The sequence below is a fragment of the Dongia sp. P2_B8 genome, assembly GCF_056404715.1.
In genome coordinates, this window is the sequence record NZ_JBFUDM010000001.1 from 1,015,949 (window position 1) to 1,029,787 (window position 13,839).

General features: G+C 60.1%; 15 protein-coding genes. All 15 read left to right on the forward strand.

Annotation, left to right across the window (positions count from 1 at the left end):
* Nucleotides 1-23 precede the first annotated feature (23 nt).
* Nucleotides 24-773 (forward strand): NRDE family protein, encoded by a 750-nt coding sequence (locus tag AC1DWZ_RS04645; RefSeq protein WP_477167691.1) that lies wholly within the window; start codon nucleotides 24-26, stop codon nucleotides 771-773.
* Nucleotides 774-852: 79 nt separating this feature from the next.
* Nucleotides 853-1,782 carry a metal ABC transporter solute-binding protein, Zn/Mn family gene (locus tag AC1DWZ_RS04650; RefSeq protein WP_477167692.1) on the forward strand — a complete coding sequence of 310 codons (930 nt, stop codon included), beginning with the start codon at nucleotides 853-855 and terminating at the stop codon, nucleotides 1,780-1,782.
* Between the two features lie 38 nt (nucleotides 1,783-1,820).
* Entirely contained in the window at nucleotides 1,821-2,111 is a 291-nt protein-coding gene (locus AC1DWZ_RS04655) for a hypothetical protein (RefSeq protein ID WP_477167693.1), read from the forward strand.
* Between the two features lie 6 nt (nucleotides 2,112-2,117).
* Nucleotides 2,118-2,708 (forward strand): DUF1007 family protein, encoded by a 591-nt coding sequence (locus AC1DWZ_RS04660; RefSeq protein WP_477167694.1) that lies wholly within the window; start codon nucleotides 2,118-2,120, stop codon nucleotides 2,706-2,708.
* On the forward strand, nucleotides 2,705-3,673 hold the full coding sequence (locus AC1DWZ_RS04665; RefSeq protein ID WP_477167695.1) for a nickel/cobalt transporter: 969 nt from the start codon (nucleotides 2,705-2,707) through the stop codon (nucleotides 3,671-3,673). Before AC1DWZ_RS04660 ends, AC1DWZ_RS04665 begins: the two co-directional genes overlap by 4 nt.
* A 162-nt stretch (nucleotides 3,674-3,835) precedes the next feature.
* The gene (gene purC, locus AC1DWZ_RS04670; RefSeq protein WP_477167696.1) at nucleotides 3,836-4,600 is read left to right on the forward strand and encodes a phosphoribosylaminoimidazolesuccinocarboxamide synthase; all 765 of its coding nucleotides are present in this window, start codon (nucleotides 3,836-3,838) and stop codon (nucleotides 4,598-4,600) included.
* Nucleotides 4,601-4,716: 116 nt separating this feature from the next.
* Complete coding sequence (gene purS / locus AC1DWZ_RS04675; RefSeq protein ID WP_477167697.1) at nucleotides 4,717-4,959, forward strand: phosphoribosylformylglycinamidine synthase subunit PurS; 243 nt, start codon at nucleotides 4,717-4,719, stop codon at nucleotides 4,957-4,959.
* A 3-nt stretch (nucleotides 4,960-4,962) separates the two neighbouring features.
* Complete coding sequence (gene purQ / locus AC1DWZ_RS04680) at nucleotides 4,963-5,652, forward strand: phosphoribosylformylglycinamidine synthase subunit PurQ (protein WP_477167698.1); 690 nt, start codon at nucleotides 4,963-4,965, stop codon at nucleotides 5,650-5,652.
* Nucleotides 5,649-7,853 (forward strand): phosphoribosylformylglycinamidine synthase subunit PurL, encoded by a 2,205-nt coding sequence (gene purL / locus AC1DWZ_RS04685; RefSeq protein ID WP_477167699.1) that lies wholly within the window; start codon nucleotides 5,649-5,651, stop codon nucleotides 7,851-7,853. Before purQ ends, purL begins: the two co-directional genes overlap by 4 nt.
* A gap of 20 nt (nucleotides 7,854-7,873) precedes the next feature.
* Nucleotides 7,874-8,110 carry a BolA family protein gene (locus AC1DWZ_RS04690; RefSeq protein WP_298684412.1) on the forward strand — a complete coding sequence of 79 codons (237 nt, stop codon included), beginning with the start codon at nucleotides 7,874-7,876 and terminating at the stop codon, nucleotides 8,108-8,110.
* 21 nt (nucleotides 8,111-8,131) lie between these two features.
* Nucleotides 8,132-9,058, forward strand: a complete 927-nt coding sequence (rarD, locus tag AC1DWZ_RS04695; RefSeq protein ID WP_477167700.1) for an EamA family transporter RarD — start codon at nucleotides 8,132-8,134, stop codon at nucleotides 9,056-9,058.
* Between the two features lie 55 nt (nucleotides 9,059-9,113).
* Complete coding sequence (grxD, locus tag AC1DWZ_RS04700) at nucleotides 9,114-9,455, forward strand: Grx4 family monothiol glutaredoxin (RefSeq protein WP_303983823.1); 342 nt, start codon at nucleotides 9,114-9,116, stop codon at nucleotides 9,453-9,455.
* A gap of 238 nt (nucleotides 9,456-9,693) precedes the next feature.
* The gene (locus AC1DWZ_RS04705; RefSeq protein WP_477167701.1) at nucleotides 9,694-10,674 is read left to right on the forward strand and encodes an ABC transporter substrate-binding protein; all 981 of its coding nucleotides are present in this window, start codon (nucleotides 9,694-9,696) and stop codon (nucleotides 10,672-10,674) included.
* 87 nt (nucleotides 10,675-10,761) lie between these two features.
* Nucleotides 10,762-11,841 (forward strand): quaternary amine ABC transporter ATP-binding protein, encoded by a 1,080-nt coding sequence (locus AC1DWZ_RS04710; RefSeq protein WP_477167702.1) that lies wholly within the window; start codon nucleotides 10,762-10,764, stop codon nucleotides 11,839-11,841.
* A 14-nt stretch (nucleotides 11,842-11,855) separates the two neighbouring features.
* Nucleotides 11,856-13,826, forward strand: a complete 1,971-nt coding sequence (locus tag AC1DWZ_RS04715; protein ID WP_477167703.1) for an ABC transporter permease — start codon at nucleotides 11,856-11,858, stop codon at nucleotides 13,824-13,826.
* The last annotated feature ends 13 nt before the right edge of the window (nucleotides 13,827-13,839 follow it).

Genomic DNA, 13,839 nt, shown 5'->3' on the forward strand with positions numbered 1-13,839 from the left:
ACCGCTTACCCCCGGCTGGGCCCATGTGCAGTGTCATAATCCTTTCCCGGCCGGACCATGATTGGCCGATTCTCATCGCCAGTAACCGCGACGAAATGCATGAGCGGCCCTGGACTCCCCCGGCCCGCCACTGGCCGGACCGGCCTGAGGTGGTGGCCGGCCGGGATCAGCTGGCCGGCGGTTCCTGGCTGGGAATCAATGATTTCGGGGTGATCGCCGGCATCCTCAACCGGCGCAATACCCTGGGACCACAGGCCGGCAAGCGCTCCCGCGGCGAGCTAGTTCTGGACGCCCTCGACTTTGCCGATGCCGAGGCGGCGGTCGCCATGCTGCGGGAACTGGATGCCACAGCCTATCGGCCGTTCAACATGGTGGTGGCCGATAACACCCACGCCTATTGGCTTCGCAACACGGGCAGCCAGATCGAGGCAAGCTCGCTGCCGCCGGGCATTTCCATGCTGACCGCCATGGATCTCAATGATTCGAACAGCCGCCGTACCCGGCATTATCTCCCCCGCTGGCAGCAGGCCGAGATTCCTGAGCCGGAAACGGGAAAGTGGGATTCCTGGGCCGCCTTGCTGCAATCGCGCGAATATGAGCCGGGTGGGGACGTGTTCGACGCCATGCACATCGTGTCCAATACCGGCTTTGGCACGGTTTCCTCGTCCTTGATGGCCGTGCCATCGGTCAATCATGCCGACCGTGGGGCGAGGTGGCGGTTCCTGGGCGGCCGGCCCGAAAGCAAGGAATGGATTGACGTCGATTTAAGTTGAGCTGTGCTTTTGCGCTTGCCCGGCCGGAATGCTTTGGATATGTATTGTTATAGTATAACATAACAAATAGAGACAAAACATGCCCCGCGGCCTGCCATTTGGACTTCTGGCCCTATCCTTTGCCTTGGTGACGCATATGAGCGCCTGGGCCGAAGACAAGATTCCCGTTGTCGCCACTTTCAGCATCGTCGGTGACCTCACCCAGCGCATTGGCGGCGATGCCATTTCGCTGACCACACTGGTCGGACCCGATGAAGATGCGCATGTGTTCGAGCCCGCGGCTGATGCGCAGCGCGCTGTGGCGGGGGCGAAGCTTCTGGTGGCCAACGGCCTTGGCTTCGAGCCGTGGCTGCAGCGGTTGACCGAAGCCGCCGGTTTCAAGGGCGAACTGGTCGAAGCGACCAAGGGGATCGAACCGCTGGCCTGGACCGGAGAAGAAGAGGAGCACGCTGCCGATGCAGCTGGCAGCGATCACGACCACGACTCGGTCGACCCGCATGCCTTCCAGGACCCAAAACTGGTCCTCACCTATATCGACAATATTGCAGCTGGCCTTATCAAGGTCGACCCGGCCAAGGCGGCGACGTTCCAGCAGAATGCCGATGCCCTGAAGCTTCAATTCCGTGCATTGGATGCCGACCTCACGGCCTCGATTGGGGCGCTGCCGGCAGATAAGAAGCGCATATTGACGTCCCATGACGCGTTTCAGTATTTCGGTCACGCCTATGGCATCGAGTTCATCGGGGTGCAGGGCGTCAGCACGGAATCGGAGCCATCGGCGCAGGATCTGAAAAACATTGTCGAGCAGATCAAGGCGGGCAAGATCAACGCCGTCTTCATCGAAAACATGAACGATCCGCGCTTCATTGAAAGCCTCGCGGCCGATACCGGGATTGCGGTCGGTGGGGATCTTTACGCTGACGCTTTGTCGGGGCCGGACGGCCCCGCCAGCGACCTCTTGTCGCTCTATCGCCATAACCAAAGTGAATTGCTCAAGGCCTTAAAGTAACATAGCTTTCCAGCGTCGATTTGACTGAGGAGCGGGTCATGCTGTCGAGACGAGGCATTCTGCTGGGGGCCGCCGCCGCCACGTCCTTGCTGGGATTGGGCGCGGTGCGAGCAGTCGCCTTGTCGACCGAACCCATGGCACCTTCCGACCTCAAAGCCTTATCGATGGCCTGCAGCAATCTGTCCTCGCACACGCAATTGGTTGCAGACGCAAGGTTGCTGCTGGATGATGAAATCAAACGTGGTGCAAAGCCCGCCAATTATACCGAGACCGTGGTCTGTCCTTTCTGCCGCTGCGCGTTTCAGGTTTCTCCCGACATCAGTTTCTGATTTTTGATGCGTGGCTTTTCATGGCTGGCGGGGTTGGTCTTGCTGTGCGCTGGGGCTCAGGCGGCGCAGGCGCATCCCCATGTCTTTATCGACAATCGCCTGACGTTTCTCTTTGCGGATGGCAAGGTCACCGGGTTCCGCACGGATTGGCGCTTTGACGAGATCTTCACCGAGGATCTGCTCAGTCAGTTCGACACCGATGGCGACAAGCAGTTCTCGGCCGCCGAGAGTCAGCAGGTGAAAGATGGCACGCTGCCGAACCTCACCGAGTTCCACTATTTCACCTATGCCTATGTGGGCGGCAAGGATCTCGGCAAATTGGAACCGGCCGATTTCAAAGCCGATATCCTCGATGGCGCTGCCCGATTTGTCTTCACCTACCATCTGCCGGAACCTGTCGATCCCCATCAGCAGAAGGTGACAGTGTCCATCTATGATCATGAATATTACGTCGAAGTTCTGCTGGCCGAAAAGGATCCGGTGGCACTGGAAGGCGAGGGCCATGCCGGCTGCGCGCCGCAGGTCGCTGACGATCCCGACCATGCCTATTTCGGTGGCTTCGTCATCCCGCAAACTGTAACGATCGCATGCAAATGAAAATCATTGCCGCCATCCTGTTCCTGTTCATGGCGCTGACGACAGCAGCACTGGCACAGGAGACGGGTTCGCCCTTCGCCAAGCCCACCTCACCGAGCGCGTCCGTGGAGACACCAGCATCCGGCGGTATCGTGACGACGATCGGCCGTACCTTCGTCAGCCTGCAGCGGACCGTGAACCGCGCCATCAACGACCGCCTGATGGCGATCAAGCGCGGCGAGGATAGAAGCGCACTTTGGGGCGGCCTGATGGTCGCGTTCTTCTACGGCGTGTTCCATGCGCTGGGGCCCGGCCATGGCAAGACCGTGGTCATCGGCTATTTTCTGGGCCGTGCGGCGCGACCCTGGCGTGGGGTTGCGATGGCGAGTTGGATCGCCGTCAGCCATGTCATGGGCGCCATCGTCATTGTCGGCGTCGCCCATCTCATTCTCTCGAAGAGCCTGGTATCGCCGACCAACGAATTCCTGTGGCTGCGGGTTGCAAGCTACAGCGCCATCATTCTAATCGGGTTGATGATGCTGCGGGACTGGTTGCGCGGTGGGCACAGCCACGACCACGACCACGACCACGAGGAGCACCATCATGGGCGTGATCATGGACACGGGCATGTCTGCCATGCAGGCGATACCAGTTGGCTGAACCGGCGCGCGCCACTGGAACAGCGGGTCCTCGCCATGGCGGCTGGGTTTGTGCCTTGCTCGGGGGCGATCCTGATCCTGCTATTCACCGTGGCAAACGGCCTGATCCTGGCCGGTATCGCCATGGCAGCTGCCATCGCGCTCGGCATGGGTTTGACCTTGGCCGGACTAGGGGTAATCAGCATCCTTTTGCGCCAGCAGGTGGCTTTGCGGTTGCCGGAAGGAGGGCGGGCAGGTCATTGGCTGGCCCTCACCGGGCCGGTTTTCGTCATCGGCATCGGCAGCATTCTGCTGCTGGCCAGCTTCGTCACGCAGAATTCTTTATAATATATTGATATACAATAATAATTTAAGTTCTGCGTAGCGTTGTCCCAGGGGGCGGCTGTCATTGTATTGCCGGGCCCATGCTGCTAGAAGAAGGCCGAATCTCGATCGCGCGGCGGACATGAGTCGATCCGTCCGCGGCGAGTAGCATTGGAGAACCCGCGAATGTCGCGCCGCCGCCGCATTTATGAAGGCAAGGCCAAGGTCCTGTTTGAAGGTCCGGAGCCGGGCACGCTGGTGCAATATTTCAAGGATGACGCGACCGCCTTTAACAATCAGAAAAAGGGCACCATCACCGGCAAGGGTGTGCTGAACAATCGCATCTCCGAATATCTGATGGTGAAGCTGGGCGAGATCGGCATTCCGACCCATTTCGTGCGCCGCCTCAACATGCGCGAACAATTGGTGCGTGAAGTTGAGATCATCCCGCTTGAGGTCGTGGTCCGCAATGTGGCGGCCGGATCCCTTGCCAAGCGCCTTGGCATCGCCGAGGGAACGCAGTTGCCGCGCTCGATCATCGAATACTACTATAAGTCCGACGAGCTCGGCGATCCGTGGGTGTCGGAAGAACACATCACCGCGTTCAATTGGGCGATGCCCCAGGATCTCGACGAGATGCTGGCGCTGTCGCTCCGTATCAACGATTTCCTCACCGGCCTGCTGCTGGGTGTCGGCCTGCGTCTGGTCGACTTCAAGCTCGAATTCGGCCGGCTCTATGAGAATGAAGAAATGCGCATCGTCCTTGCTGACGAGATCAGCCCCGACAATTGCCGCCTGTGGGACGTCAAGACCGGCGAGAAGCTGGACAAGGATCGTTTCCGCCGCGATCTCGGCAATGTCGAGGAAGCCTATCAGGAAGTCGCGCGCCGCCTTGGCATCTTGCCGGAGGGTGGGCCGCGCGACATGAAAGGCCCAAGTACGATGCAATAGGGCTTTGGCCCGGATTTCTGGGGCGCCTGTTTGGCGCCCCAATCATTCGCGGCACTTGGCATTCGCGACAGGTGTTTTTGGTTCTGTTTTGAATTTCTTGCGACAAAGGGATCGTTATGAAGGCTCGCATCCACATCACCCTCAAATCCGGTGTCCTCGATCCGCAGGGTCGCGCGATCGCCAGCGCTCTGCATGCCCTTGGCTTCAACAATGTCGATGACGTGCGTCAAGGCAAGTATATCGAGGTCGATCTCAAGGAGAGCGACAAGGGTAAGGCCAAGGCGGCGGTTGATCAGATGTGCGGCAAGCTGCTGGCCAACACCGTTATCGAGAACTACGCCATCGATCTGGTGGATTGAGCCATGAAGGCGGCAATCGTCGTATTCCCCGGTTCCAATCGCGAAAACGATGCCAAGGCGGCACTGACCCAGGCCATTGGCAGCGAGCCGATCATGGTCTGGCATCGTGACACCTCGCTGCCCAAGGTCGATCTGGTGCTGGTCCCTGGCGGCTTTTCCTATGGCGACTATCTGCGCTGCGGCGCCATCGCCGCCAACTCGCCGGTCTTGCGCGAAGTGAAGGCGCGGGCCGAGCAGGGCGTGGCCGTCATCGGCGTGTGCAACGGTTTCCAGATCATCACCGAGGCCGGCCTGTTGCCGGGCGTGCTGCTGCGCAATGCCAATCTCAAATTCGTCTGCCGCAATGTCGGCCTGCGCGTCGAGACCAGCAATTCGCGGTTTACCTCCGGTTACAAAAAGGGCCAGGTCCTGTCGATCCCGGTGGCACATCATGACGGCAACTACTTCGCCGATGCCCGGACGCTCGATGAGCTAGAGGCCGAAGACCGGATCGCCTTCCGCTATTGCGGTCCGGAAGGCCGTCTCGACAGCAACTACAATCCCAATGGATCGACCCGGCACATTGCCGGCATCCTCAACAAGAAGCGCAATGTGCTGGGCCTGATGCCACATCCTGAGAACGCCATCGAACCGCTGCACGGCTCGACCGACGGCAAGGCCTTGTTCCACAGCCTCGTGGAGACCGTGTCGTGAGTGTGCAGACCAAAATCACCCCGGAGATCGTTGCCGAGCATGGCCTGAGTGCCGACGAATACAAATTGGTGCTGGAGATCATGGGCCGCGAGCCCAGCATGACCGAGCTTGGCATTTTCTCGGTCATGTGGTCGGAGCATTGCTCCTATAAATCATCCCGTGTGCATCTGAAGAAGCTGCCCACCAAGGCGCCCTGGGTCATCCAAGGCCCTGGCGAGAATGCCGGCGTCATCGATATCGGTGACGGACAGGCAGCGATCTTCAAGATGGAGAGTCATAACCATCCGAGCTTCATCGAACCCTATCAGGGGGCGGCAACCGGCGTCGGTGGCATCATGCGCGACGTCTTCACCATGGGCGCCAGGCCGATTGCCAATCTCAATGCTTTGCGCTTCGGTGAACCCAATGATCCCAAGACGCGCCATCTGATCAGCGGCGTCGTTGCCGGCATCGGTGGCTATGGCAATTGCATGGGCGTGCCAACCGTGGGCGGCGAGGTCAATTTCCACGCCAGCTATAACGGCAACATCCTGGTCAATGCGATGACCGTCGGTCTCGCGGATACTGACAAGATCTTTTATTCGGCTGCTGCCGGCATCGGCAATCCAGTGATCTATGTCGGCGCCAAGACCGGGCGCGACGGCATTCACGGTGCCACCATGGCATCTGCCGAATTCACCGAGGATTCGGAAGAGAAGCGCCCGACCGTGCAGGTCGGTGATCCGTTCACCGAGAAGCTGCTGCTGGAAGCCTGCCTTGAGTTGATGGCGACCGATGCCATCGTCGCCATCCAGGATATGGGGGCTGCCGGCCTCACCTCATCGTCAGTGGAAATGTCGTCGAAGGGCGGTCTTGGCATCGAGCTCGATCTCGACAAGGTGCCGGTGCGCGAAACGCGCATGACCGCCTATGAAATCATGCTGTCGGAAAGCCAGGAGCGTATGCTCATGGTGCTGAAGCCGGCGGCAATGGAGAAGGCGCGGGCCATTTTCACGAAATGGGAATTGGATTTTGCCGTGATCGGCGTCCTCACCGATACCGGCCACCTGGTCCTGAAGAAGGACGGGCAGGTTGCCGCCGACATGCCGGTAGCACCGCTGGTCGATAAGGCGCCGATCTATGAGCGTCCCTGGATTCCGACGCCGGCGCAGTCGGTGATCGATGCCAAGGACGTGCCGGCCCCGAACGATCTTCTCGGTGCGCTGAAGACGATGATCGGCTCGCCTGATCTCGCCAGCCGTCGCTGGGTGTGGGAACAGTATGATCATCTGGTCATGGGTCAGACGGCGCAGCGTCCTGGCGGCGATTCAGCCGTCGTGCGCGTCCCGGGTGTGCCGGGCAAGGCGCTTGCCATGAGTTCCGATTGCACGCCGCGTTATGTCTTTGCCGATCCGAAACAGGGCGGCGCGCAGGCGGTGGCAGAAAGCTGGCGTAATATCACGGCGGTAGGGGCGACGCCGCTCGCCATCACCGACAATATGAATTTCGGCAACCCGCAGCGGCCGGAGATCATGGGCCAGTTCGCGCTCTCGATCGAAGGCATGGCGGATGCCTGCCGCGCACTTGATTATCCGGTCATCTCCGGGAATGTCTCGCTCTACAACGAGACTAACGGCAAGGGCATTCTACCAACGCCGACCATCGGTGGTGTCGGCCTGATGAAGAATGTCGACCGCATGGCGACGGTGGCCTTCAAGCAGGCTGGCGAAACTGTGCTGGTGCTGGGTGAGAGCAAGGGTTGGCTCGGCCAGTCGATCTTCCTGCGTGAAACCCAGGGCCGCGAGGAGGGCGCACCGCCGCCGGTCGATCTTGCCGCCGAGCGCCGTCATGGCGATTTCGTCCGAGGATTGATCGCGGCGGGTGAGGTTGTCACCTGCCATGACGTGTCGGATGGCGGCCTGCTGGTGGCGCTCACTGAAATGGCGATGGCTGGCAATGTCGGTATCAAACTGACGACGCCGCAAACCGATATACCCAGTCATGGGTATTGGTTCGGCGAGGATCAGGCGCGCTACGTCATTGCTGTACCCGCGGCCAATGCCGCAGCCATCGAAGCCAAGGCGAAGACAGCTGGGGTGCCCGTCTCGCTCGTCGGCGAGACGGGTGGTGATGCCGTGGTACTCGACGGGCGCAAGATGCCAATCAGCGATCTCCGCCAGTCGCACGAAGCCTTTTTGCCGACCCTGATGGGCGCGGCGTAAGATCACGGGAGTTATTTGCCATGGCCATGGAAGCAAGCGAAATCGCCCGGTTGATCAAGGAAGCCCTGCCGGATGCCGATGTCACGATCGAAGATCTGCGCGGCGATGGTGATCATTACGCCGCGCAAGTCGTCTCGTCGGCCTTCGTCGGCAAGTCGCGCGTGCAGCAGCATCAGATCGTCTACGCTGCCTTGAAGGGCAAGATGGGTGACGAGTTGCATGCCCTGGCGCTGCAGACCTCGGCGCCCGCCGCCTGAAAGGTTTGAGCTGCGCTCATCATGCCACGACAACAGGCTGATCGCCTCGGCCTTGCCTATGCTGCTGGTGCCTATCTTTGCTGGGGCATGATGTCGCTCTACTTCCGGCAGACGTCCTTCATGTCGTCGCCGGAAGTGCTCGATCACCGTATCCTTTGGTCGCTGGCGTTGACGGCTTTGGGCACCGCGATCCTGGTTCCGCACGGTGAGATCGCAGCGCTCTTTGGCAACCGCCGGAAGTTGGCGGGATTGTTCCTGTCGTCGATCTTTCTCGCTGCCAACTGGCTGATCTTCATCTGGGCGGTGGCCGATGGTCAGGCCCTGGAAGCCGGTCTCGGCTATTTCATCTGTCCGCTGCTGAGCGTGGCGCTCGGCGTCTGGCTGTTCAAGGAGCGGATGAGCCGTATCCAGTTCGCCGGCCTCGCTATCGTCTGCATCGGCGTCGGCCTGACCACCTTTGCCTTCGGGCGGCTGCCTTGGATTGCCTTATCCCTTGCCGGCACCTTTGCGATCTATGGTCTCTGCCGCAAGGTTCTCAAAGTGCCGGCCATGCTCGGCCTCTTTGCCGAAACTCTGCTGCTCTTTCCTTTGGCGCTGGCGCACGCGATCTGGCTTGAGCAAAGCGGGCAGGGTCATTTCTTGGGGGCCGACTGGCACGGCCAACTGCTCATGGCAGGCCTCGGCCTCATTACCACCGTGCCGCTGCTCTTCTTTGCGGGGGCGGCGAACCGCTTACCCCTGACGCTGATGGGCCTCATGCAATATCTCAATCCTACCGTGCAGGTCAGCCTTGCGGTTTTGGTCTATGGCGAGGCTTTTACCCCGGTTCACGCCGTCACTTTTGGAGCTATTTGGCTGGGTCTCGCGGTATTCTCACTGGCGCCTTGGGTCCGGCGGCGGCAAAATACCCTGGTGCCGGCTGACCCAGTTCTCGGCCTCGACAATTGACTTTCCAACTGATTGCCGCCATATCGCGAGCAAAGGCAGAAAGGATCTGACGCCCATGAGTGACAACCCCGTTTTTGACCGGATTCGCGACGATATCGGCAGCAATGACGTCGTGCTCTACATGAAGGGCACCCCGGTGTTCCCGCAATGTGGCTTCTCCGCCGCCGTCGTGCAGGTGTTGAGCCATGTCGGCGTGAAGTTTAAAGGCATCGACATTCTGCAAGACCCCAGCCTGCGTCAGGGCATCAAGGAATTCGCCAGCTGGCCGACCATTCCCCAGCTCTATGTGAAGGGCGAGTTTGTCGGCGGCTGCGACATCATCCGTGAGATGTATGAATCGGGCGAACTGCAGCAGTTGCTGAAAGATAAGGGCGTCAGCACCAGCCAGGCTGCCTGATCCTGATGACATAGAGCGTGCAGCCCGGTTGGGTGACGCTGATTTCGAAGCCGGCCCGTGGGAAATCCTGCGGGTCGGCTTTTTCATGTGCGGATGTTGATCTTTTGGTCAAATCAACACAGATTCCACGAATTTCGAACAATTGACTTGCGACCCGTTCGGGCCTGTGGCTAAATTTTTGCACCAATACATAGCGCTCCGACCAAACGGGGCCCAGAGGCAGACCGGGAGACGTGCAATGATTACGACCTTCCGCCGCAAGGCGATGGGTGCCGCATTGGCTTTGGCCTTGGGCGCCGGTGGGACAATAGGTTTTGGAACAATGCCGGCCTCAGCCGAGGTGCCGGAAAGCAGCGACCCCATCAAGATCGCGCTGTTCGACTGGACGAGTGTCAATCTCAACGCGACGATCCTGTCGAAGATCCTGAAATCCTATGGCTACAGCACCGAACTGGTGACGTCGGATTACCTCGCCAGCATCCAGACCGGCTTGCGGACCGGCGACCTCACCATCGGCATGGAATATTGGGACACCACGGGCCGCGAGGCGATGGCCGATGCCGATGCAAGCGGCCAGACTGAGAACCTTGGTCCGATCGGCCCCAAGGCCAAGGAAGAGTGGTGGTTCCCGGAATATATGAAGGAAAAATGCCCGGGCCTGCCGAACTGGGAAGCCTTGAAAGGCTGCGCCGAGGCGTTCTCAACCCCCGAAACGGCACCTAAAGGCCGCTATCTTGGTGGCCCGGTGACCTGGGGCGGGTTTGACGACGAACGTGTCGAAGCCCTCGATCTGCCCTTCGAAGTGGTGCATGCGGGCACGGACGCCGCCATGTTCGCTGAGCTTGAATCCGCCTATCAGCGCAAGGCGCCGATCATCCTGTGGATCTACACGCCGCATTGGGCACCGGCAAAGTTCAAGGGTGAGTGGGTGCAGTTCCCGGAATGGACACCGGAATGCTACAGCGACCCGGCCTGGGGCATCAATCCGGACAAGGCCTATGATTGCGGCAAGCCGCATGGGGAGATCTACAAATATAGTTGGAAGGGTTTTGCCGAGAAATGGCCGGTCGCGCACAAGATCGCCAAGAACATGATCTTCACCGATGACGAGATGAACACGCTCATTGGCCAGGTCGATCTCGACAAGAAATCGTTGGATGAGGTCGCGGACGCCTGGATCGCAGCCAATCAGGACAAGATCAAGCAGTGGGCCCAGTAGGCTCGATTCCCTAAACTGGCCGGGTCGCTCTCAAGGCGGCCCGGCCGTTTATTTTCCGGGATCAATATGGTGCAGGGTGGGGCGCCCATGGATGTGTTGAGCAAGTCGCAATCCGGTGATGCGGCTGAGGCTGCGACCGTGAAGCTGTCTTGCCGCCATGTCTGGAAAATGTTCGGCGGCGGTGGTCCGCGTCGTTTCTCAGACAACGAGATCGCAACATTGCAAAACCTCTCCCCGGTAGAGCTGACGGCACGCGGCTTGATGGCCGCGGTGCGCGATGTTTCGCTCGATGTGCTGGAGGGCGAGATCTTTGTGCTGATGGGTCTCTCCGGTTCGGGCAAATCGACCTTGTTGCGCTGCCTGTCGCGTCTGATCGAACCCAGCGCCGGCGCCGTGCTGTTTGAAGGCCGCAATCTGCTGGAGGCCAATCCGCAGGAACTTATCGAACTCCGCCGCCACAAGATGGGGATGGTGTTCCAGCATTTTGCGCTGCTGCCGCACCTCACCGTGCTGGACAATGTCGCCTTTCCTTTGTCGCTGCAGAAAATCGGCAAATCGGCGCGCCAGGCGCGGGCGCGCGAAGTGCTCGAACTGGTTGGTCTCCAGGGCAAGGAACTGAGCTTCCCGCGCCAGCTATCGGGTGGTCAGCAGCAGCGGGTCGGCATCGCCCGTTCCCTTGCCGCCAACCCCGAACTGTGGTTCCTCGACGAACCCTTCTCGGCGCTCGATCCACTTATCCGCCGTGAGATGCAGACCGAATTGCAGCGCCTGCAAAGCGTCCTGAAAAAGACGATTGTCTTTGTCACGCACGATTTCGACGAAGCCATCCGCCTGGCCGATCGGATCGCCATCATGAAGGATGGAGCGGTCGTGCAATTGGGGACGCCGGAAGATCTGGTCCTCAATCCGGCGACCGACTATGTCGCCGAATTCACCGGCGACGTCGACCGCGCCAAGGTGGTCAGTGCCGGGCGTATCATGATACCGCCCAGCGGGGAGGCGGTCGCTGGTCAAGTCGGTCTACGTGAGAAGATCGTGGCCATCGCACCGCGCGTGATCGGCTCCGGGAAACCATTTGCTGTCGTAGATACGGAAGGTGTCGTGGTGGGCGAGATAACTCCCCAGGCCGTGCTCGACATTTTGCTTGAGCGTGGGTCGCGGCAGTGAGCGTCAGCGCTGATATGGCAGGTACTAAAGAGCAGCGGTCGCCCTGGCTGCTCATCTGGCTGGGATTTCTTGTCGCAGCGGTCCTCCTGTGGTTGCTGCGCGACAGTCTGGCGCCGCTGGTCAAATATCCCGACCAGCTAGAACTCAACTTCGCCAAATGGATTGGCATCGGGGCGAAGTGGCTGGTGGCGCATATCCAGTTTCTGACGCGTGCTCTGGCCGCCATTCTTGACGTACCACTGAGAGCTGCCATCGCCATCCTCGCCAGAGGCGTATTGGCACCCAATGATGCTGTCTTGTTCCCGCGTCTGTCCTGGGTCGGCATCATCGGGGCCGTGACACTGGCTGGCTATGCCTTTGGTGGCCACCGCACGGCGCTGACGGCCTTTGGCTGCTTCCTCTATATCGCGCTGTTCGGGCAATGGGACGGCGCCATGCTGACTTTGGCGGCCGTCGTCATTTGCGTGCCGATCGCCGTTGCCCTGGGATTGGCGTTCGGCATTCTGGCTTTCCGGCATCGGCGGTTTGCGATCTGGATCGTGCAGCCGAGCCTTGACCTCATGCAGACCATGCCGTCCTTTGCCTATCTCGTGCCGATCCTGCTACTGTTCGGCTCGGGGCCAGTACCGGCGCTGGTTGCAACCGTCATCTTCGCGACGCCGCCGATGGTGCGGGCGACAGTTCTTGCACTGCAATCGGTTGCCGAGGATGTGCTTGATTTCGGTGACATGGCCGGCTGCTCGCCACGCCAGAAGCTGTGGCGGATCATGCTACCGACCTCCCGGCCCTTGCTGATGGTCGGCGTCAATCAGGTCATCATGATGACGCTCAATATGGTGATCATCGCGTCGATGATTGGCGCAGGCGGGCTCGGCTACGATGTGCTGATGGCTCTGCGCCAGGGCGATATCGGCCGCGGCGCCGTAGCCGGCATGGCAATCGTTGCGATTGCGGTGACACTCGACCGGATTAGTCAGGCAGCTGCCGACGGGCACACGCTGCCATCTTCCACAGGGCTGCCCTTTCACAAGCGTCATCCATATCTCTTGGCTGCCTTCGCCTGGATGGTGTTGACCACATTGCTCAGCCTCTTTGTTCCAGCATTCGCTGACATGCCGAAGTCGATGGTGATCACTCTTGGCGACACGCTCAGCGAATTCGTCAAATGGCTCAATGTCAATTTCTTCGATGCGATCGAGGCTGTCCGTACGTGGCTGCTGTTGCAGCTGATGAATCCGGTCAAGCAGGCTCTGCTGGTGGCGCCCTGGATTGCCATCCTGGTGGGTCTGGTACTGGCAGGGTTTCAACTGGGTGGTCGCAAGCTCGCACTCCTGGTCGGCTTGCTCATTGCCTTCATTCTGGTAGCCGGGCAATGGGAAAAGGCCATGGTGTCGATCTATCTCTGTGCCATCTCTGCTGTCATCGCCGCCCTTATCGGCATTCCGATCGGGGCCTGGGCGTCGCGCAGCGACTGGGCCAATCGTGTCATTACCGTTCTTGTCGATACGCTGCAGACGCTGCCGACCTTCGTCTATTTGATCCCGGTGGTGATGCTGTTCCGGGTCGGCGATGTTACCGCCATGATTGCCATCATCCTTTTTGCTGTGACACCGGCCATTCGCTACACGGCCCATGGCTTGCGCAATGTCTCGCCCCAGGTGATCGAGGCGGCCAGAGCCATGGGTTCAACGCCGCGCCAGATCATGTGGCGGGTACAGGTACCGCTAGCCTTGCCGGAAATCATGCTGGGCATCAACCAGGTTATCCTGCTGGCACTCAGCATGCTGGTGATCACCGCGCTGGTCGGGACGCGTGATCTTGGCCAGGAAGTCTATATTGCTCTTACGAAAGCCGACCCAGGCCGGGGCATCGTTGCTGGCCTTTGCGTGGCTTTTCTCGGTATCGTGCTCGATCGTCTGGTTGCTGCTGGAGCCACGCGGCTGCGCCAGCGCCTGGGCCTGAGCAGCGTCGTTCATCATGGTTAGGAATCGGGATTAG

Coding starts and splice junctions, on each gene's coding strand:
- purC (WP_477167696.1), top strand. CDS start 3,836: ATGTCGCGCCGCCGCCGCATTTATGAAGGCAAGGCCAAGGTCCTGTTT.
- AC1DWZ_RS04655 (WP_477167693.1), top strand. CDS start 1,821: ATGCTGTCGAGACGAGGCATTCTGCTGGGGGCCGCCGCCGCCACGTCC.
- AC1DWZ_RS04650 (WP_477167692.1), top strand. CDS start 853: ATGCCCCGCGGCCTGCCATTTGGACTTCTGGCCCTATCCTTTGCCTTG.
- purS (WP_477167697.1), top strand. CDS start 4,717: ATGAAGGCTCGCATCCACATCACCCTCAAATCCGGTGTCCTCGATCCG.
- AC1DWZ_RS04645 (WP_477167691.1), top strand. CDS start 24: ATGTGCAGTGTCATAATCCTTTCCCGGCCGGACCATGATTGGCCGATT.
- AC1DWZ_RS04715 (WP_477167703.1), top strand. CDS start 11,856: ATGGCAGGTACTAAAGAGCAGCGGTCGCCCTGGCTGCTCATCTGGCTG.
- AC1DWZ_RS04660 (WP_477167694.1), top strand. CDS start 2,118: ATGCGTGGCTTTTCATGGCTGGCGGGGTTGGTCTTGCTGTGCGCTGGG.
- AC1DWZ_RS04705 (WP_477167701.1), top strand. CDS start 9,694: ATGATTACGACCTTCCGCCGCAAGGCGATGGGTGCCGCATTGGCTTTG.
- AC1DWZ_RS04710 (WP_477167702.1), top strand. CDS start 10,762: ATGGATGTGTTGAGCAAGTCGCAATCCGGTGATGCGGCTGAGGCTGCG.
- AC1DWZ_RS04665 (WP_477167695.1), top strand. CDS start 2,705: ATGAAAATCATTGCCGCCATCCTGTTCCTGTTCATGGCGCTGACGACA.
- grxD (WP_303983823.1), top strand. CDS start 9,114: ATGAGTGACAACCCCGTTTTTGACCGGATTCGCGACGATATCGGCAGC.
- AC1DWZ_RS04690 (WP_298684412.1), top strand. CDS start 7,874: ATGGCCATGGAAGCAAGCGAAATCGCCCGGTTGATCAAGGAAGCCCTG.
- purQ (WP_477167698.1), top strand. CDS start 4,963: ATGAAGGCGGCAATCGTCGTATTCCCCGGTTCCAATCGCGAAAACGAT.
- rarD (WP_477167700.1), top strand. CDS start 8,132: ATGCCACGACAACAGGCTGATCGCCTCGGCCTTGCCTATGCTGCTGGT.